This window comes from Filifactor villosus, from assembly GCF_042652965.1.
Taxonomy (GTDB): domain Bacteria; phylum Bacillota; class Clostridia; order Peptostreptococcales; family Filifactoraceae; genus Filifactor; species Filifactor villosus.
In genome coordinates, this window is the sequence record NZ_JBHSHL010000025.1 from 52,630 (window position 1) to 73,584 (window position 20,955).

Annotated in this window: 15 protein-coding genes and 1 other annotated feature; all 15 genes read left to right on the forward strand. The window is 43.1% G+C overall.

Annotated elements, in window-relative coordinates:
* Positions 1-117 precede the first annotated feature (117 nt).
* The 15 genes from ACFO4R_RS07185 (at position 118) to ileS (ending at position 20,646) form a co-directional block, all read left to right on the forward strand.
* Complete coding sequence (locus tag ACFO4R_RS07185; protein ID WP_379788390.1) at positions 118-4,650, forward strand: stalk domain-containing protein; 4,533 nt, start codon at positions 118-120, stop codon at positions 4,648-4,650.
* Positions 4,651-5,125: 475 nt separating this feature from the next.
* Entirely contained in the window at positions 5,126-5,662 is a 537-nt protein-coding gene (locus ACFO4R_RS07190) for a heme-binding Shp domain-containing protein (RefSeq protein WP_379788391.1), read from the forward strand.
* A gap of 166 nt (positions 5,663-5,828) precedes the next feature.
* Positions 5,829-6,725, forward strand: coding sequence for a heme ABC transporter substrate-binding protein IsdE (gene isdE / locus ACFO4R_RS07195; RefSeq protein ID WP_379788392.1), 897 nt, complete (start codon positions 5,829-5,831; stop codon positions 6,723-6,725).
* 365 nt (positions 6,726-7,090) lie between these two features.
* Positions 7,091-7,363: a preprotein translocase subunit YajC gene (yajC, locus tag ACFO4R_RS07200; RefSeq protein ID WP_379788393.1), complete on the forward strand. Its 273-nt coding sequence runs from the start codon at positions 7,091-7,093 to the stop codon at positions 7,361-7,363.
* A gap of 372 nt (positions 7,364-7,735) precedes the next feature.
* Complete coding sequence (locus ACFO4R_RS07205; RefSeq protein WP_379788394.1) at positions 7,736-8,239, forward strand: gamma carbonic anhydrase family protein; 504 nt, start codon at positions 7,736-7,738, stop codon at positions 8,237-8,239.
* A gap of 23 nt (positions 8,240-8,262) precedes the next feature.
* The gene (gene secD, locus ACFO4R_RS07210) at positions 8,263-10,401 is read left to right on the forward strand and encodes a protein translocase subunit SecD (protein WP_379788395.1); all 2,139 of its coding nucleotides are present in this window, start codon (positions 8,263-8,265) and stop codon (positions 10,399-10,401) included.
* A gap of 5 nt (positions 10,402-10,406) precedes the next feature.
* On the forward strand, positions 10,407-10,547 hold the full coding sequence (locus ACFO4R_RS07215; protein ID WP_379788396.1) for a hypothetical protein: 141 nt from the start codon (positions 10,407-10,409) through the stop codon (positions 10,545-10,547).
* 697 nt (positions 10,548-11,244) lie between these two features.
* On the forward strand, positions 11,245-11,799 hold the full coding sequence (locus tag ACFO4R_RS07220) for a HutD/Ves family protein (RefSeq protein ID WP_379788472.1): 555 nt from the start codon (positions 11,245-11,247) through the stop codon (positions 11,797-11,799).
* A 193-nt stretch (positions 11,800-11,992) separates the two neighbouring features.
* A complete protein-coding gene (locus tag ACFO4R_RS07225) occupies positions 11,993-13,261 on the forward strand; it encodes a biotin/lipoyl attachment domain-containing protein (RefSeq protein ID WP_379788397.1) in 1,269 nt (422 codons plus the stop codon).
* On the forward strand, positions 13,262-13,951 hold the full coding sequence (locus ACFO4R_RS07230; protein WP_379788398.1) for a YggS family pyridoxal phosphate-dependent enzyme: 690 nt from the start codon (positions 13,262-13,264) through the stop codon (positions 13,949-13,951).
* Between the two features lie 15 nt (positions 13,952-13,966).
* Positions 13,967-14,431, forward strand: a complete 465-nt coding sequence (locus ACFO4R_RS07235; protein ID WP_379788399.1) for a cell division protein SepF — start codon at positions 13,967-13,969, stop codon at positions 14,429-14,431.
* 21 nt (positions 14,432-14,452) lie between these two features.
* The gene (locus ACFO4R_RS07240; protein WP_379788401.1) at positions 14,453-14,725 is read left to right on the forward strand and encodes a YggT family protein; all 273 of its coding nucleotides are present in this window, start codon (positions 14,453-14,455) and stop codon (positions 14,723-14,725) included.
* A gap of 22 nt (positions 14,726-14,747) precedes the next feature.
* On the forward strand, positions 14,748-15,539 hold the full coding sequence (locus tag ACFO4R_RS07245) for a YlmH family RNA-binding protein (protein WP_379788402.1): 792 nt from the start codon (positions 14,748-14,750) through the stop codon (positions 15,537-15,539).
* A gap of 366 nt (positions 15,540-15,905) precedes the next feature.
* Complete coding sequence (locus ACFO4R_RS07250; RefSeq protein ID WP_379788403.1) at positions 15,906-16,235, forward strand: preprotein translocase subunit YajC; 330 nt, start codon at positions 15,906-15,908, stop codon at positions 16,233-16,235.
* 993 nt (positions 16,236-17,228) lie between these two features.
* Positions 17,229-17,494, forward strand: a binding site (T-box leader).
* A gap of 38 nt (positions 17,495-17,532) precedes the next feature.
* Positions 17,533-20,646: an isoleucine--tRNA ligase gene (gene ileS, locus ACFO4R_RS07255; protein WP_379788404.1), complete on the forward strand. Its 3,114-nt coding sequence runs from the start codon at positions 17,533-17,535 to the stop codon at positions 20,644-20,646.
* Positions 20,647-20,955 lie beyond the last annotated feature (309 nt).

The following is a 20,955-nucleotide window of genomic DNA, read 5'->3' on the forward strand; positions in this document are numbered from 1 at the left end:
GAAGAGGAGCGGATCTGTCACCGGATACGAGTCTGTAACGGAAGACTTTGCTTCGGAGGCTTGTGATGTCGCCGAAGGAAATCGAATAGAAAAGGACAGAAGGAGAAGAAATCATCAATGAAGAAAAACACAAGGAAGAAGATCAACGGTTATATCTCCGTAGCCCTGAGTACGGCTATGATAATGGGGATGAATACCGGAGTTTTTGCACAGGGTGCACAGGAGACACCCGGTTCGGATAAGGTTTTGCAGGAGCAGTCCCTACAGGAGACAGGACAAGCGCAATTGCCTCAAGTAAACGAAGGTTCTAAGGCTATCACGGAAGGAGAGGGCGCAGATCCTTTGTTGAAACCGGAAGATGAGAGCAAGAAACAAAGTGAGATACAAGAGTTGAGTACGCCGCAGCCGGAAGAGATGATGACAGAAACGGTAATGCCGACCGCTCAGGAAGATGAGCTTGCAGCTCTCAACAGGGAGTTTGCCCGGAAGATAGAAGAGGCTAAGGTGATACAGGATGACGGCAACAGGTTTCCCGGAGCCTATGACCTCTTACAAAAGGATATTGAGTTTGCAGAGGCTTCCTTGGTTAAGAATTCTTCCGAACTGCAAAAATTGAAGTCGGATTATAAGACATTTCTGATTTCGCTTACTGCCTATCAAGACAGTCAGTATATGACGAGGGAAGAATTTGAACAAAAGCTGAAGGAAGAAGATTCCCAAGAGGTCATTCTTCAGGAGGGAACGGTTTCGGTTGAGGTTTTGGAATACTATGAGTATCAAAGCGGAAAAAAATCGATGGCAGACGGCGCTATCGTAAAACCTGTGAGAATTTTTAAGACAAATAAGGGATATAAGGCGGGAATTACCTTTAAGGCCTTGAATATTTTTTCGATGAAGGGATTTTTGGGGGTTTTGAATATAGCTGACAAAAATTCTCAAGATGGAAGTGAGACCTTCACGGAGGCAAAGAAAATCAGCGAGTATAATGTAGTGGACAACTTCAATGACCCTGATTCGGGAACGGATGATTTTATGAAAGGGAAGAGTTATCCGAAGGAGTTTATCGTACCTGTGGAAGAGGGTACTGAGATGTTTACGGTTCAAGTCTATGTTCCGATTATGGAAGGGATCATGCCGGGTGCGGGAACGAAGAAGGCGAGATTGAAGATTGACTGGAATTCTCTGGAGTTAAGGGCTGCGGACAAAACTCCCCTTGAAAACAAGATAAAAGAGGCAAAGCAGATCCAAATAGGCAAGAAAAAGGCGGAAGCGTTCCAACTTCTTCAGGAAGCAATCGCTCGTTCCGAACAACGTTTGGCACAGATAACTACAGCGCAAGAAGTTCAAGAGGAGGTCCAAATACTTCAGGAAGAAATCGATGCATTCAAAAATTCACAAGATGAGGTTGCGAATGAAAAAGCGGAACATGTTCGCTATGTAAAATTGAAGGTTGAAGACGGGGGAGTTGCGGAGCCTCAAATCAGGAGGATGTTGGATGATTATGCCAGCATTGTAAGAAAGTCAAATCAATTATATCTGAGACTTACCTATTTTTCCATTCAGAAGGATTCTCGAGGTTATAACGATGGTTCGAAGGTGCTTCAATATTCATATGAGGAGGCCGAGGAGAGCAACAGAACGGAAATTAAAGATATGAAGGTCATTGAAAGCGGAATCATAGGCGGAGAGTACGAGTTGTCTCAGGCGGATATTCCGATAGACGGGAAGGATAAGGTCTATCTCTATGGAAAGTTCAGCACTTTGAATATTCCCGATGCGCCAACTTGGGAAAAGTTCGGGATTGTTCGTTGGGAAGATACGGATAAGTCGGTGAGCGACTCTCTCGACGAGCTTAAACTGCTTACAGTGGAACAAGGGCCGATGAGGGTCAAACAAAGCGGGGAGGAGAAGCTGCCTTTCGATATTGAAAAAGACGGGTTGATTTACAGCCCCTACACATCCAAGGATGGTAAAAAGTTTAAACTCAACGATGGAAGGTATTCGGTTGAGATCAATGTTGATCGTTCTTCGTTTGCTCTTAACGGATTAAGGCATATTAAGTTTACAGTAGACGGCAGTGAACCGAATTTCCAATCGGAAGAAGCGAATATTTACTTTACGAACAAGGATCCCTATCTTCCGGACAAATATTACAGATTTAATATTGAACCTCTTTCTATGCAGGCGTTTTCTAAAGACGGAGGCGATCTGATCGTTAAAATTAAAGGATACAGTTTAGACGGGACAAAGAGTACACAAACACAAACCATTATAGTTCCTTTTGAAGAACAGACCATTGACGAAGTTGAAGCGGGAGCGGGAATTGCAGATACGAGTTGGAAACTTGGAGCTGACACCAACTCCAACTATGGGTTTTATCGAGGAACAAAGTTGGAGGTAAACGAGCTTAAGGAAGAGGAGATTGTCAAAAGTATTGAAGCTATGGTGGAACAGGACGGAGCAAAGTCTCCCGTCATTGCAAAGATAGGTCTGGTCAATGCAGGAGGAGAACTGACAGAACTTGCTTACAGAGATGGATGGAAGAGCTCGATATATCCCATGGTAAGGCTGTTGTTGAAAGACGAAAGCGGAGCAATAAAACCGGAAGATCTCATTGTATATGAGTATCGTTTCGGGAAGCTAAACCAAATTTCCGCCAAGCAAGATCGTGTGAAGAAGGTTCTGGCGATTAATATCGGACAGGCGGAAGGCTACTATGTGATTGCACAAAAAGAGTATTCTTTGCAGCTTGAAGAAGCGAAGAATATGTTGAATAAGAAACTGGAAGAGGCGAAAAAGTTTGTGGATGGGACATCCTTAGATGCAGTCGAGTTGAGAAACTTGGTTGAAGGAGCTAAAAAGGAGTTGAAAAAGAAGAAGCCCGTCGCAGGGAACCTGATGTCTTTTGTCAACAGAATGGACAAAATCTTTGAGAAATTGAAGGCGGATGAAGGCAACATCAGTGAATTTGATAAGATGAGAGCAAAGTCTTTGGTCGATTTGAGCAGACAGGAAGCCTTCACCGGACTTTTGGAAGAATCTTATGCTCAAAAACTTATAAAGCTTGCACAGGAACTGGAGGAGGAGTACAAGAACTCGGCTTCGGCAAGTTTGCCCGGGAAAACACAGGAGCTCAAGAAGTTGTTACAGGACCCCAAATACAAGTATCCGACGCGAAAAGCGAATATCACAATTTTGAAGCATAGGGAAGATGTGCCTTCTATGGCAAACAACGTGTTTGAACAAAAGGCTCTGCTGGTGGAAAAAGAAGACAAGACATATCTTGTAATCGACCTGAAAACATTGACCTTCGGTTCGATTCGTGGCCACTTGACTAATTTGAGTATGTTTAAAGAAGCTTTGGACTATTCGGACAAGTATCCCGTTTACAGCATCAGTAAGATGGATGATATAGGGATGGATGGTAGACAGACCCTCTTCGACTCCAAGATTATGGTTGAGTTGGACACTCCGACCAAAGAGGTCTATTATGTCCGTGTGGATAACGATGCAATGAACGGAGCTAATCCGGCAGCAAGGATGAAGATCGAAAAGGGAGAACTTATTCCGAAGGAAAATCCTCCAATGGAGGAAAGCTTTGAGTTAAAACTCGAAGGAGAGAGAATAACGGTACTTCCGGACAAGAAGGTGTTCAACAAGGGAGAGATGGTGAAGGTCAAAGTCGAGCCGAAGGCGGACGAGGTCGTAAGCTCCTTTGTCGTCAATGGCGTAGAGAGCAAGCATTTGCTCCAAAACAACGAGTACAGTTTCGAGATCGGGCAAGAGACGACGATTAGAGTTGAGTACGCCAAGAAACCTGTTGAAGAAAGCTTTGAGCTGAAACTCGAAGGAGAGAGAATAACGGTACTTCCGGACAAGAAGGTGTTCAACAAGGGAGAGATGGTGAAGGTCAAAGTCGAGCCGAAGGCGGACGAGGTCGTAAGCTCCTTTGTCGTCAATGGCGTAGAGAGTAAGCATTTGCTCCAAAACAACGAGTACAGTTTCGAGATCGGGCAAGAGACGACGATTAGAGTTGAGTATGTGAAGAAACCCGGCGGAGGTTCATCTGGTGGAGGAAGTTCTTCCGGAGGAGGAAGTTCGTCAGGCGGGGGAAGTTCGTCAGGCGCAGGTGCAGGGGATAAGGCGTTGCCGCCTTCGACTCCACAGGCCACTCCGAGCATTCCGACTCCCAAGCAAGAAGAGCGTTTGCCGGAACCGAAGGTTGAGGCGCGTGAGGAAGTCAAGGTCATCAAGACGAAGTTCAAGATGAACTCGCCCACCATGACAAAGGTAGTCAACGGTGTTCCTAAAGAAGTCCCGATGGATGCAAAAATCTTTATTGAGAAGGGAAGGACGATGGTTCCTCTACGATATGTAGCGGAAAGCTTAGGATTTGAAGTGAAGTGGGATCAAAAATCGAAGTCTGTCATCCTGCAAAACGCTCAGGTAAAGGTCGAGTTGATTGTAAACAGCAGTCAAATCAAGATAGGGGACAAGATTTATCTTGCGGATGTAGCTCCGATGGTCAAGGACGGGAGGACTTATCTTTCTGTTGGCAATCTCGCCAAGGCCTTGGGAATGAAAATGGGAGAAGATATTTCCTGGGACAATAAGACGAAGGAACTTTCTCTCAATGTGATGATGAAGTAGAATAAGCGGTATCTCGTCCGAAGGGGAAAGAGATGAAGTTGGAAACAGGTCTGATCCAAGAGAGTGCTAACTCTTTGTTTTGTTGAAATTTCAATGTATTTGAGAGGATTTGTCATACTGATACTATTCTCCAATACAAGTATGGATATGTCTGTTTTTCAATCCACGAAACATCGGTTTAACTTCTATGGGGCACAGATTGTTTATATCCATAACTCAAAGGAAGGATAGTGTGAAACCTGACAGAAATACCATGAAGACAAGAGGGATCCTTGTGAAAGAGTGTTTCCGATAAAGGAAGGTAAACATGGAACGAATACTACATGTTTCACTTTCCTATCGGAATCTTGTGTTAAAAAAACTCATACGGATAACCGGGCGATTTAAACAGGTAACAGGATCCACGGAATAAACCGGGATCTATGTTGATGTGATATTTCTATAAAAAACAGAGAAAGAAGAGGAGGTTTGGAAGATGAAAAAGATAGCAATGAAAATGGTATCGGCGTTTCTTGTGCTTGCAGTCCTGTTTTCTTCAGCATCGTTTGCCTTAGACAAGGGAAGCTACAGTATGAAGAATGAGACGAGTTATGTTAATCCGGCTACGGGGAAGACCGAAGACGGAGGAACGCAGATAGCGATTGGAGACGGGATGTGTCGGACGGCTTTAGGAGAGTACTTCCTTCTGGATGTCAAGAGCAAAAAGCAGAAGTATTTGACCATCCGCATGGGGCTTCAACATTTCACGAAAGACCTTCATATTTTCGTGAAGAACAAAAAGGGAGAGTATAAGGAGGTCAAGTTCAAGGAGAAGGCGGAGGATAAGAAGAACCATACCAAGGACTACAAGTTTGCCGTCAACAGCGATTATCCCGAAATTAAGGTAAAGATGTATGTGGAACCGATGGGACGAGATGTTATCTTTTTTGCAAAAGGTCTTGAAGACGAAACCAAAAAAGGAGAGGACAAGTTTAAAAAGCAGGAAGTTGCTACAAAGATGAAGATAAAATAAGAAGGATGCGTTGAGATTGTTCAAAGGAACTGTATCTTTTGAAGAGAAAGATACAGTTCTTTTCTACATACAAGATAGGAATAAGCAATGGAAGGATTGTAAAGAAAAAGGTTTATATCGTCATATCGGCGAGGTAAAGAAGGAAATACAAAGGAGATGAAGTTCGGTGAAAAAGATATTGGCAAACCTGGTTATTGTGGGAACAATTGCCTCTGTCCTGTTAACGGGCTGTGTGAATCAGCACCCGCAGGAGGTCGAAGCAAAACAGAAACGTGAAGGAACAAGGATCATTGCCACCTCTGTAGCGGCTTCGCAAGTGGCGGACAGCTTAGGTCTTGACTTGGTCGGGATCGCAAAGAGTATGATATTTACCGTTCCGGAGAGATATAAGGATGTGGTACAGGTCGGCATGCCGATGAATCCCGATATGGAAGCAATCAAGGAGTTGGAGCCGACGGATATCCTGAGCCCGAAAACCTTGGAGCCTGATTTGAAACCGAGATATGAGCAGGTGGGTGTTCCCTATACATTTTTGGATCTGTCGAGCGTGGAGGGATTGTACCGATCGGTCGAAATGCTTGGCGAAAAGTATGGAAGGCAGAAGGAGTCTGCGGCTTTGGTTGAGGAATATCATGCAAAGCTCAAGGAGCTGGAGGAGAAACAGGAAGGCAAGGTACACCCGAAGGTGCTTATTCTTATGGGGCTTCCCGGATCTTATGTTATTGCGACCGACAAGTCTTATGTGGGAAATTTGATTGAAATGGCGGGAGGAGATAATCTGTATCGAGACGATGTGGAAGAGTTTTTGACCGTAAATACGGAAGACCTCGTCACAAGGGATCCCGATATGATCTTCTGCACAGTGCATGCCATGCCTGAAGAGGTCATTGAGCAGTTTAAGGAAGAGTTTGCCGGCAACGATATCTGGAAGCACTTCCGTGCGGTTAAAACAGGAAGGGTCTACTATCTCGATCACGAACTCTTTCATATGTCTGCAAACTTCAGGTGGAAGGAAGCGGTAGAATCGGTTGAAGGCTATATAAGTGAGACGGGGGCAAATTAAGATGGGATTGAAGAAGGGGCGGAAATTTGTTTTTCCAATTGTTGTTATCCGCTCCAATATCGAATATCGTTCGCGAAAAGATCACGAGTTGGCGCACAATTCGAACATCAGAATAAAATCCGCTTTCCACGGAGGATGAAACTTTTGAACGTCTCGGTTCGGCGAGTTCTCGCAGTTTATAAATTCAAAGAAAAATCAGGGGTTCGCCGTTGAACAATGTTTTGATAGAACTGCCTGAAACACTTGTTTGCCTATGTGATACAATTGTTTAAGGGGTTAAAATTCCGATTGTATAAAATAAGGTTTGAAATTCTTCTCAAAATGATGTATTATCAATCTATCGATAAACTTCTGGAGGTGAAGATATGCCGATTCAACAATTAAGCGGATTTATAGTTCCTGTGGGATTTTTGATTTTGTTTTACTTCCTATTGATTCGTCCTCAAAAGAAGAAGGAGAAGGAAATACAGGAGATGAGAAGTCGATTGAAGGTGGGAGACCACGTAACTACGATAGGAGCTATGACAGGTAAGATAATTAGGATAACCGAAGATACGGTTACCATTGAAACGGGAAGCGATAAGACCAGAATTACTCTTGAAAAATGGGGAGTAGGTAAGGTCAATACCGAGAAGTAGAGCGAAATCCTTTTGTTCCGTGTTTTCAAGTGGAATGGAAGGATTTTGTTTCGTAATACCGAGGCGTGAAGAGGCGGGTATAGCTACACTTTTATTGAAGAACAAGTATGAGTGACGGCCCGTATCAAGGGAGAGCTATGGCTGACAATGTAATAGACGGCAGAACTGCAAGAAAGAGGGAGAGTTTTATCTTACGGAATCTGCTCGATGAGGATAAATGATACAGGCAGATACAAGTCTCATGGTTTTGTATGGAAAAATTTGATTTTTGCATATTGTTTCGGTATAATAATAGAGTTAGAGATGATACGCCTTGAGAATTTTTTGTTGATGACAAACCGTTTTGAACGCTTTTTGAAGGGAGGGATAGACTTGATTTTGAACTATGGTAAAGAAAATCCGGATTTGTCCGCGTATTGTTTTATTGCGGACGGTTCGGACGTGGTAGGCAGAGTGTCGATTGAAGAGGACAGCAGCATATGGTTTCAGGCGGCGATCAGAGGGGATTTTGATACCGTGACTATCGGAGCAAGAACCTGTATTCAAGAGCAGTGTGCAATACACGTTTCAGAAGGTTCGCCCGTCGTGATCGGAAATGATGTCGTTGTGGAGCAGGGCTCGATTCTCCACGGATGTCACATTAAGGATGGAGCTTTGATCGGGCTCGGCAGTATTTTGATGAGCGGATGTGTTATCGGTGAGGGTGCGCTTATAGGAGCCGGGAGTCTCGTTACACAGGGAACGGTTATTCCGGATGGAATGGTCGCGTTCGGAAGACCGGCAAGAGTCGTTCGAGAAGTAACGGAAGAAGAAAAACAGGAAATGAGACGTTGTGTCCAACGTTACGTTGAACTTTCAAAACTATACATCAAATAAAATAAGTGGAGGAAAAAGAGACCATGAAAGAAAATAAGAATAAGAGCATAGCGGTCTTGTTGGTGATACTGTTATTGATAGCAAGCTTCGGAGTGCTCGGGATCACCGGATTTAAGGCCGGTACATTTGAAGTGAAGAACGTTCCTTCAAGAATCAGACAGGGTCTGGATTTAAAGGGAGGTTTTTATGTTGTGTATGAGGCGGATACGGATGCATCCGGAGATGAGCTCAACCGTATTATGGAGCAGACCATTGCGGTGTTTAGAAGAAGGGTAGATGCGATGGGACTTACCGAGCCTTCCATCACTCGTGAAGGTGAAAAGCGAATCCGCATTGAGCTTCCGGGGGTAAAAAATGCCGAAGAGGCGATTGCATCGATCGGAAAAACAGCACAACTTCAGTTTGTAAAGCAAGACGGAAGCGTTGTTTTGACAGGAAAAGAGGTCGTAGATTCTCAAGTGGTCATCAATTCTCAGACCAACACTCCCGTAGTAACTCTTCAGTTTAACGATGAGGGAACCAAGGCGTTTTCTGATGCAACCACCGAATTGGCACCGAGCAAGGGACAGATCTTCATCATTCTGGATGAAGAGATCATCTCCGCACCTTCGGTTCAAACTCCGATTACCAACGGAAATGCCGAGATTACCGGAAACTTTGACTTTGAGTCCGCATCGACTTTGTCGAGTTTGATTCGGGGAGGGGCGTTGCCTGTAAACTTCAATGAGATCGAAAGTTCTGTAACAACAGCTACGCTTGGAGAAAAAGCATTGCAGTACAGTATCCGAGGAGCACTGTTAGGAATTCTTCTGGTTATGCTGTTTATGCTTGTGATGTATCGAATTCCGGGAGTAGCGGCAGACATTGCTTTGCTCTGCTATATGCTGATTGTCATATACACCTACGCTGCCCTGCGTGCAACCTTAACCTTGCCGGGAATTGCAGCTGCGATCCTCTCCGTCGGTATGGCAGTTGATGCCAATGTCATTGTCTTTGAGAGAATCAAAGAAGAGATGAAAAAGGGTAAGTCGATTCGAGTTTCGATTGAAAACGGATTTTCAAAGGCTTTGTCCACCATCCTCGATTCTCAGATCACGACCTTTATTGCCGGTGTGGTTCTTTACTACTTTGGAACAGGTCCGATCAGGGGATTTGCACTGACTTTGATGATAGGTATTATTGCTTCTATTATTACAGCTGTATTTATTACGAAGGCATTGCTCAAAGCGATTGTCAACATCTTCCGTATTACAAGTGTGGAGAGTTTCGGCGTTAAAGTGCAGGAGAAAGAAAAGAAAGAGATCGATATTGTAGGAAAGAAAAAAATCTATTTCTCCGCCTCCGCGATTTTCATTGTGATCGGACTGCTGTTCGGACTTGTTGCAGGATTGAACTATGGAATCGACTTTACCGGTGGAACCACGATGGGAATCAATCTTGGAAAATATGTCGAAACCAAAGAAATCCGAACTCTTACCGATGAGGTGGACAAGGAGATGTCTATCAATTACTTGGGAGAAAACAAAGATTCTATTGAACTCAAGACGATAAAGGACTTGGAGAATGAAGAGCGTAAGGCACTGTTCGGCAAGTTTAAAGAGAAGTACGGTCTTCAAGACGATGCCTTCTACAAGTCTTCTCAGTTTGGGCCTTCGGTTGGGCAGGAAATCAAGAACAAGGCACTTATATCCGTTGCGATTGCAACCTTGTGTATGATGCTTTACATCTCCTTCCGTTTCCAACTCGCTTACGGCTTGGCGGCGATTATCGCCCTGTTGCATGACGTGTTGGTCGTATTTGCAGTCTACACCCTATTGAAGATACCTGTAAACTCACCCTTTGTTGCAGCGATGCTGACGGTTGTGGGTTACTCCATCAACGATACCATCGTTGTCTTTGACAGGGTAAGGGAGAATCTGGGCGGAAGACGAAGCAACTTGGAGCATGTAGTCAATAAGTCGGTCAACGAAACCATAAGAAGATCGATCAACACATCTGTAACCACATTGGTGGCGATACTGGCTTTGTATATTATGGGAGTGGATTCCATCAAAGAATTTACTCTGCCCCTACTTTGCGGTATTGCGGTGGGAACTTACTCCTCCATCTTTGTGGCGGGACCGCTTTGGGTCGTATTGAGCAAAAAATTAAGAAGAGCATAGAGAAGTTGGAAAGAGGATATGGAAGAAGAGGTTTGTTTACTTCCATATCCTCTCTTTTGTTTTCAGACAGGAGTGAAGAAAAAATGAAACTTGCTTTGAAAAAACCAAAAATAATGGGAGTCTCTATTGATAAGAAGGACGAATAGGACTAAAATAAAAGACATCGGAAGCTGTGCTTTTTGTAAAGAATACTGTTATCTGTTTGAATTACGGGGTTGCATAGAGTTGCAATTCATCAAACCTATACTTGTTTTAGCGAGGATATCGCTTATTCGGATGGGATTTTTATTGGGCAATAGTATAAAATATGGAACGAGGACATTCTTGGAATCCAAACCTGAATCGTGAACCATAGCATCTGAAGTTCTTAATTCTCAAACAGTTTAATTCCAATGATGTGTCACTCATTTGGATCGGATTATCCGCCTTGTGTAATTCACTGTGTCGCCCTTCGGGGTTGTACGCCGATCACAAGATCTGCTTACTCTTTAAGAAAGAAGTTATCATTTTTTGTTTTTTACTTTCTTCTTCTCCGTTCTTGTGTTAAAAAACACGGTGGTTGCAGGTCAAGTCCATGATCAAAGGACGATTCATTCAAACAAGTATCCGTATCATATCTGAATGTTGTTTCTTTGATGTTTCTTCAAGTAGGGTCCTTTCCTGAAACAAGTTAAGAGAATGTAGAAGAGCACGCACAATAATCAAGATATAGGTACAACTGTCTTTTTATAAGGGGTAACGGCGTGCTGTTTTGCTTTTGGAAGCGATGCACAGGAGTGAGCGCGATCGATATAAAAGACAAATATGGCTTTATTTTAGAGTGGAGTGTGAGAAAAATTGAGAGTGTTATCAGCTAAGAACTATATTACAACAAAGTGGTCGGGAGGGACGACAACGCAACTGTATATTTATCCTGAAGATGCGGATTATGGGGAGCGCAATTTTTTCTGGAGGGTCAGTACGGCACATATCGATGAGGAAACTTCCGTATTTACAGCTTTGCCGGGGATACAGAGATGGATCCTTCCTATTACGGGAGATCTGGATCTGGATATTGCAGGAGAACACGTCCATTTGACTCCTCTACAAACCTGTTGTTTTGACGGCGGTCTTCCTATCCGAAGTAGTGGAAGGATTCAAGATTTCAACCTGATGTTATCCGAAGGCTGGGAGGGTACCGTAGAAGTTCTGGAGGTGCAGAGGAACCTTCGGTTGAAGAGGGGATTTTACTATCTTCCGCCCGAACAGGGAGATGTGAGGGTCATCATGACGGATGACGAAGGAAGGGAAGTCATTGCGGTTCAGGGAAACTGTATCTATGTGGAAGAAGGAGAAAAGGAAGCGGTTTTTGACAAGCCCTGTAAGATTATTTTTATAGATGTAAATAAGAGATATTGAGAAAAGGAACATATCGGCGAGAAAACGATTTCGAATTGTAAGGTTGTTCCAAACAAAAACCTTATATTAAAAGTATGTGTCAGTTTCGAGGAAAAACATTGATTTTTTAAAAGATTGAATGTAAAATAAACCATAAGTATAGTTTTTTTCAAAATGAACTATATGCGTTGGGGAATCAAAAGGAATATGACACATGGAAAAAAGAACAAAAAAACGTCGAAGGAGAAGACTGAGGACGCAGTTCGGTTGGAGACTTGCGTTTCTTGCCGTCATTCCCTTTTTCGTCTATAACATCTTTGTTTCGATTAGGTTGATTTCAGTTCGAACACAGATTGTCGAATTAGGACAGGTTTTGAATGCAGCCGAAAAGAAGGCTGTTATCATCCGTGATGAAACAGTGATCACCTCTTCCTATGAGGGGTTTGTGGAATATATCATCAATCAGGGTGACAGGATTCGTAAGGGGACGGATGTGGCCGTTATAAAGAGCGGATATGATACGGAGGAACTTCACGGGAGACTGAGGTTGATCGATTATAAAATACAGAATTACTCCGGTGAAGACAATACCGCTAATATCGAGTCGGAAATCAACAAAAAAAACATGGAGCTTCAAGTCTTGTATGCAGATCTGCAAAAGAGGATACTGGCGGAGGAAGAGGAGTATCTTCCTTCTCTCAAAGAAGAGATCCTCAAGATCAACGAAGAAAAGAAGTTCTTGAGAGAGACAGGACGAGATGGGAAAAAATCTCTTGAAGAATTGAAGCTTGAGAAGGAAGGAGTCCTTGCTCAACTCAAAGGTACAAGTTACCGGATAAAGACACCCAAAAGCGGGGTCGTTTTGGCTTACTGTGACGGATACGAGGATGTCTTCACCTTTGAAAACAGGAATAAGCTGACGGTATCGGAGATCGAAAAGGTTTCGGACAAGAACAAAACAGATTTGAAAAAAAGCGTCTCTAAAGGGGATCCCATTGGAAAAACAGTCTATAACTTCAAGTACTACTTTGCCTGTCAGGTCGATAAGGAAGACATCCAACATATTCGTTCTTTTCAGCCCGTTCGTATCTATGTCGATTCGCATGAGTTGATCGGATATCTGGAAGACTTTCACAAGGGAGGAGACGGGAAGTTCCTAGGATTGTTCTGTGTAGAGGATGAGACCTTCCGATTTTATGAGAACAGAAGTTACAAAATAAGGGTGGAATACGATAACGAAAAAGGTTTGAAAATCCCCAGATCGGCTTTGGTCAAGAACGATGAAGGGGAAGAAGGTGTCTATATCGTTGACGAAGCGGGAACTGCAAACTTCAAGAAATTGAGTCCCGTGTTAACACAGGATGACAAGTACATTGTCTGCAAATATCATTTTGCAGGAGAAAAGCAGGAAGAAGAAGTGAATCTCTATGATGAGATCGTAGTGAATCCTTCCGGTGTGTATCAGGGACAGAGGGTGAAATAAGTGTCTGTTGAAAAAAACATAGCAGAGATCAAAAAGAAAATGGAAGAAGCCAAGCAACGGAGCCGCTATCATCAAGATGTGAAATTGATTGCCGTCACTAAAACCGTCGAGCATGAGAAGATGATACAGGCCTATCGAGCCGGAATTTTGGATTTTGGGGAGAATAGAGTTCAGGAGATTCAAAAAAAATATGAGTTGTTCCCGAAAGAGATTCGATGGCATTTGATTGGAACCCTACAAACCAATAAGGTAAAATATATTATCGACAAGGTGCATATGATCCACTCGCTTGATCGAGACTCCTTGGCAAAGGAGATCGATAAGAGGGCGAGGGAGAGGTCGAAAAGTATGGATTGTCTGGTTCAGGTCAATATCTCTCAGGAAGGCTCCAAACATGGTCAAACCAAGGAAGAGGCTCTTGACTTTGTGGAGCACATTTGTAGATCTTATCCCAATATTCGGATAAGGGGGTTGATGGGTATGGCGCCGTTTGAAGAAGACAGTGAGAAAACCAGGTGTTATTTCACGGATATGAAGCAGTTGTTTGAGGAAGCGAAAACGTTAAACCTCGGAAACTCGGAGATGAGCCATCTCTCCATAGGTATGACGAATGACTATGAAATTGCCATAGAAGAAGGTTCAACCATAGTTAGAGTGGGTACAGGTATATTTGGAAGAAGAAATTATTAGACGGGGGTAATGACAATGGCAGAAAAGTTCACGGATAAATTGAAGGGCTATTTTTCAATTAGTGCGGATGATGAATACGAGTATGGCGGTTATGATGAGTTTGATGTAGCACCTGAAGAGCCTGTGAGTCTTCCCAAGTTTTCGTCTTCGAATAAGGTTGTCAATATCAATACGGCGGGTTCAGCCACAACGGGACAACATAAGGTTATCATTTATGAACCTACGCAATACAATGAAGAGATCCCCGCCATCGTAGACAGTTTGAAAGCAAAGAAAGCTTGTGTCGTAAACTTGGAAAAAATAACGGATCCGGCTGTATCCGGTACGATATTTCATTTTTTGAATGGTGCGATTTATGCGATGAATGGAAGTGTAGCTAAGATTTCCACAGGTATTTTTATCTTTGCGCCTCCTTCCGTGGAGATTGACGGAACAGTGAAGAAAGCGTTGGAGAGCAAAGGGATATTTAAATGGCAGTAAAGGAAAGAAAAGAGGGAAGTAATGTTGGTGTATGAACTTATAGACACCCTGTTCAAAGTTATGTATTTCGGTATTTTTGCAAGGGTGTTACTCAGTTTTTTTCCTGATTTTGCAAGGCGTAATTATCAGTTGACGGAGTTCATATATCGTTTGAGCGACCCTATTATGGCTCCTATCGAGACTTTTACCTCGAAGTATATGAATTTGGGCATGATAGACATTTCACCCATGTTGGGACTTTTGTTGGTCTCCAGTTTGAGAAGGGTGTTGTTTGCCTTGTTCTTCCTTGCTTAAGATTGAGGATTGTGAAGAATAGATGAAAAGGGAAGAAAAAGTCATAAGGACTTCTCATATCAGTGATGAAGTGCTAAGAGAAAAGTTGTTTCGAATTTTGGATCTTGCTGAAAAAGTTCAACACACTTACCGCGCTTTACATACGGAGTTTTTGACTCCTTATGAGCAAAAGCAGGCGGAAGGTATTCTTGCGGGTTTGAATTCTGTCTCTTACCGTTTTCTCGGAGGTGTGGAGGAAGCGGAGCGAAAGATCGGTTATCTTTATCCTGATTATGAAGAAGATGAGGGTCAGGATTTTTTGTCATGTCTGAAAATAGTAGGGAATTTTAATTTTCGCAAGGTAAGCCATCGTGACTATCTCGGCAGTATCTTATCTTTGGGAATCAGAAGAGAAGCGATAGGGGATATTTTTGTCGGAGAAGATGCGACCTATATCATCTGTTTGAAGACGATGGAGGAGTATATTCGGTTGAATCTGGACAAGGTTGCAAACATAGGTGTAAAGGTAAAAAACGTTATGTGGGATGAGGTAAGTATCCCTAAGCCCGACTTGAAGGAACATACCTTTGTTGCAAGTTCACAGCGTCTCGATGCGATCGTTGCAGGAATGTTTAAACTCTCGCGTTCCGATGCCCAAAAACTCATTTCTTCCGAAAGGGTGCAGGCGGACTATCGGATAGTGACCAATCCCTCCAAGCAGATCGAGGCTCCCTGTGTGATATCTGTAAAAGGCTATGGCAAAGGAAGGTTCGAGCAAGCAGTAGGTCGAACGAAGAAAGATCGGCTCAGGTTGAAAGCGTTGATGTACCGATGAGGTTGTGAAGATAAACAAAAAGCGAAAGATCGTTGATAAGAAAACGGGTATTTCTATAATAAGCTTAATGCTGTTCGGTTGTGTGAGGCTGTAACATGTTATTTGTTTGTATAAGTGCGAGAGCCAAGAATGGAAGAAAGGGAAAAAAGACAGTTTTTTAAAGAAAATGACGTAAACGTTTACACTGTGCACACACGAAGGAGTGACGGATGTTTGATTATACAAACAACTCCGAAGACTTAATCACGGAGCAGTAGGATATGTCTTTGTGCAAGCAAACGGAAGACTTCGGTAAGGAGGATCCAAGGGTAATAAAAGCAAAGGTGTTGCTCTTTTGGTTTCAGTACGGATGGGATGTGAGAATCAATGAGGTCTTTTGAGGAAGTATTTTTTACCTATGTAGCAGTCTTTCTTATAGGATGGTATGTGTTTGTACACCTGCCCAAAAAGAACAAAAAAAAGAAGGAAGAGGAAGCTGAGAAGGCGAAAGAAGAAGAAAGTAAGAAGCAAAGGGAAGGGATGCTTAACGGACTGGCCGCGGGAGATGTGATCATGACCTCGGGAGGAGTTTCGGGCATAGTTAAGGAAAAGGGCGATGACTACATCATTCTTACAGTGGATGAGAAAAAAGAGGTGGCTATCAAGGTGTTTTTGAGTGCTGTCGCCAATGTTGTAAAGAAGGCACAGGACAAGTAAGGGAGGAAGAGAAAAAAGATTCTCCTTCTTATTATTGTCCTTCCCGCTTGTTTTTGATCTTATCTTGGCATAAAAATCGGGATGGAGCTATTTACATATTAAAAATACATATAATGCGCGGATTTGAGAACAGGTTTATTTTAAGTTACTGTTGCAAACAGGTAATACTGTTCGTCGATAGAAGTATGGATATATCTGTTTTAGATGACGAAACATCGTTTTATCTTCTATGGGTCACGGATCGTTTATATCTAAAGCTCAAAGAAATAGTAGTATAACACTAAAACCCAATTAATACTATTCTTCGATAGAAGTATGGTTATATCTGTTTTGCAACCACGAAAATTCGTGTTCTCTTCTATAGGAGTGCAAATCGTTGATATCCATTATTCAAAGGAATAGTAGTATAAAATGTCAGGTGTATGGGAGGTATGGAGATAAATCGGAATTGATAGTAAATGAAAGTGTAAACGGAACGAGGATGTTTTTGGAGCTGAAAAGCAAGTCGTGAACCATAGCATCGGAACTTTCTAAGGCTTAAACAGCTGATTTATATGTTTCATCCGTTCGCAACGGCTTAGCAAACTTCGTCATTCACTGCGTGCCCCCTCCTCTTCTACGCGATGCTCCTCTGTCCGCTTTTTCAATCGATCGCAAGCCTTGCCTGCTCTCGAGAGCAGAGTTATCGTTCTTTGTTTTTCACTTTCATATCCGAGTCCTGTGTTGAAACATACTCATATAGATAACGAGGCAATGCAACAGGTAATAGTATAAACATCTTGTGTATTTGGGGATTCGTTCTTAAATTGAAATCCTTGCAAAAAAAAGTTGCAAAATACCGAAATTTTGGATACAATCTATTATATGTTTCGAATACTATTCTCCGTTTGAAATGTCGGGTATGAAACATCTATCCTTGAAAAAACAATTTGAGGATGATATGCTTCAAAGTGTTTTACCTGTCAATTTTAATAGATAATAGTATAAATAAATGATTTTGCGTTGATGAGAACAGTTCCCTAAGGAAGTAAACACACAGAGAGTCTTTGGACGGTGAAAAAAGACAGGTTTATCTTATGGATGGATCCTCTCGGAGCAAAAAATTCGAACAGTAAAGTAGGATTTTTCGTTTGACCTCGTTATCGGTTGTAAGAGTGGCGGACACTTGGATTTGAAGGTTTTTTCAAAAAAGTATTTTTTTTGTGTGGTCTTCATTCAAACCGCAATAAGGGTGGTAACACGGAATCTTCGTCCCTGCACAGAGGTGCAGGGTTTTTTTATTACAGAGAAAGGGGAGATGATTTTGAGCAAATTTGAATCATTGAGAAACGGTACGATTGCCGAGAACGAAAAGGCGATCAGTGCATATTGGAACGAGATCGATCTGTTGCATAAATGTGTAACACAGAGAGAGGGCGCAGAGCAGTTTGTATTTTTTGAGGGGCCTCCTACTGCAAACGGAAAACCAGGGATTCATCATGTTATTGCACGAACCTTGAAAGACTATGTATGTCGCTATAAGACGATGCAGGGTTATCAGGTCAAGAGAAAGGCGGGTTGGGATACCCACGGGCTTCCTGTCGAGATCGAAGTGGAGAAGAGATTAGGCTTGAATGACAAAACGGAGATTGAGGGCTACGGGATAGAGGCCTTCAACAAAAAGTGTCGTGAGTCCGTCTTTGAGTACGAGGGGCTTTGGAGACAGATGACCGAAAGAATGGCGTATCTTATCGATCTTGACGATCCGTATATTACCTTGGAAGACAAATACATCGAGTCTGTGTGGCATATTTTGGATAAGATGCACAAGGAAGGCTATATCTATGAGGGGCACAAAATTCTTCCCTACTGTCCGCGTTGCGGAACGGGATTGGCTTCTCACGAGGTCGCTCAGGGCTACAAGGAAGTAAAAACCAATACCTTGATTGCCAAGTTCAAGTTGGTCGGCAAGGACAATGAGTACTTTCTCGCTTGGACAACAACGCCTTGGACGCTTGCTGCAAATGTGGCCCTGACGGTATCGCCGACGGAGGTCTATGTCAAGGTAAGGCAAAACGAAGAGATCTACTACCTCTCCAAAACGCTTGCACCTAAGGTGTTGGGTGAAGATTATGAGGTTTTGGAAGAGATTGCGGGGCCCGAGTTGGAGCACATCGAATATGAACAGCTCATGCCCTTCGTAACCGCAGATAAGAAGGCTTTCTTTGTCATAGTCGGGGACTTCGTAACAACGGAAGACGGTACCGGAATCGTTCATACTGCACCGGCTTTTGGAGAAGACGACTACAATGTAGGCAAGAAGTACAACCTTCCCGTGCTTCAACCTGTCGATGACGAAGGAAAGTACATCGGAACACCCTGGGCGGGCAGGTATGTCATGGAAGACGGTTTGGATGTCGAGATCATCAAATATCTTGCTTCCGAGAACAAAATCTACAGCAAGGAAAAGATTGTTCATAACTATCCCCACTGCTGGAGATGCTCGACACCGCTGCTCTACTATGCGAAACCGAGCTATTATATTGAAGTAACCAAGTTTAAAGATAAACTGATTGAAAACAACAATTCCGTGAATTGGTTCCCCGATTATGTGGGCGAAAAACGTTTCGGAAATTGGCTCGAAAACCTCAATGATTGGGCAATCTCGCGTTCAAGATACTGGGGAACTCCTCTGAATATCTGGAAATGTGAGTGCGGACATGAGGAGTCCGTCGGCTCCCGTAAGGAACTGGCGGAAAGGGCTCTTGAGAATATAGATGAAAACATCGAATTGCATCGTCCCTATGTGGATGATGTGCATATTGCCTGTGAAAAATGTGAGAAGCCCATGCAGAGAGTCAAGGATGTCGTCGATGTATGGTTCGATTCGGGTGCGATGCCTTTTGCACAACACCACTATCCCTTTGAACATAAGGACGATTTTGACGGACTGTTCCCGGCGGACTTCATCTGCGAAGGGATCGATCAGACAAGGGGATGGTTCTATTCCCTGCTCGCCATCTCGACCTTTATGACAGGCAAAAGCCCGTATAAGAACGTACTGGTAAACGATCTTATCTTGGATAAGGATGGCAAGAAGATGAGTAAGTCCAAGGGAAATACCGTTGATCCCTTTGAGATGTTCGACAAATACGGTGCAGATGTTCTGCGTTGGTATCTGCTTTATGTATCACCGCCTTGGGTACCGACTAAGTTTGACGTGGAGGGGCTCAAGGAGGTACAGAGCAAGTTCTTCGGAACCATCAAAAACGTATACAACTTCTTTGTCCTATATGCAAATACCGACGAGATCGATCCCAAAAGCTTCTTTATCGAGCCAAGCAAGCGTCCCGAACTCGACAGATGGATCCTCTCTAAGTTTAATCGCCTGAAAAAACAGGTGGAAGAGGATCTGGAGATCTTTGAGGTAACAAAAGTTGTTCGAGGCATCCAGGATTTTGTCAATGAGGATCTGTCGAACTGGTATATCCGAAGAAGTAGAAGAAGATTCTGGGATGCGGGACTGACTGACGACAAAAAATCCGTCTATAACACGACCTATGAGATTATGGTGGAGCTGGCACAACTTGTTGCTCCTTTTGCACCGTATCTCTCGGAAGAAATCTATCGCAACCTTACAGGAGAATTGTCCGTACATCTTTCCTTGTATCCGCGTTGTGACGAAAACCAACTCGATGATGTGCTTGAAGAGAAGATGGATCTTGTCAAAAACCTTGTGACCTTGGGAAGAGCATCGAGGGAAAAAGTTAAGATCAAGGTTCGTCAGCCGATCCAAAAGATTCTCGTGGACAAGGTGCATAAAGAGCTTATTGAAGACTTGGTGCCTTTGATGAAGGAGGAACTGAATGTCAAGGAAGTGATATTCTCCGACGATCTCCAGGAATATATCAACTATCAGCTCAAGCCCAACCTTCCCGTGCTTGGAAGACTGCTTGGAGCAAAGATGAAGTTCTTCCAACAGGCCTTGAGCAAACTGGATCCCAAAGATGCCGTAACTGCTATTCAGGGAGGAAGGGAAGTTAAGATGGATTTGGACGGACAGGAGTTTTTGCTTGAAAAGGACCATGTCCTGATCAATATCGAGTCCAAGGAAGGCTTCGATGTAGAAACAGGAAACAATCTCTTCTTGATCCTCGATACGTATCTGACGCAAGAGCTGATCGATGAAGGCTTTGTAAGAGAATTCATCTCAAGAATTCAGCAGATGAGAAAGAATAACGACTACGAGATGATGGATCATATCCGAATTTACTATCAGGGAACCGACAAGCTTAAAAACGCGATTGAGAACCATGCGGAGCTTATCAAGGAAGAAACCTTGGCCCAACTCCTCTCCTTTGAAGAAAAAGGCGAGATGAAGGAAGAAAAACTCAATGGAGAAGCTGCAAAACTCTTTGTTGAACGAGTATAGAGAATAAGGAAAGACAAACCGCCGGAATTGTTTCGGCGGTTTGTCCGTCCGGAACAATGCAGAAAAATATCACAGGATAGCGAGCAAAGCCGCACCGTCTTTTTGCCATTATTTTGAGTTGATATCGATTCTATGGGGGATAAAATAAATTTTTGCTCTATCGGAAACGGACCTATCGAAGAATGGTATGCACCGACAGTTTCAAAAATTTTATTGGCAATGTAAAGTTGATGTTATACGGATCTCTTGAACTGTTCGGTATTACTCCAAGTTGGAAGCGAACTGTGTAAAATATGTGAGGTGGGGTAT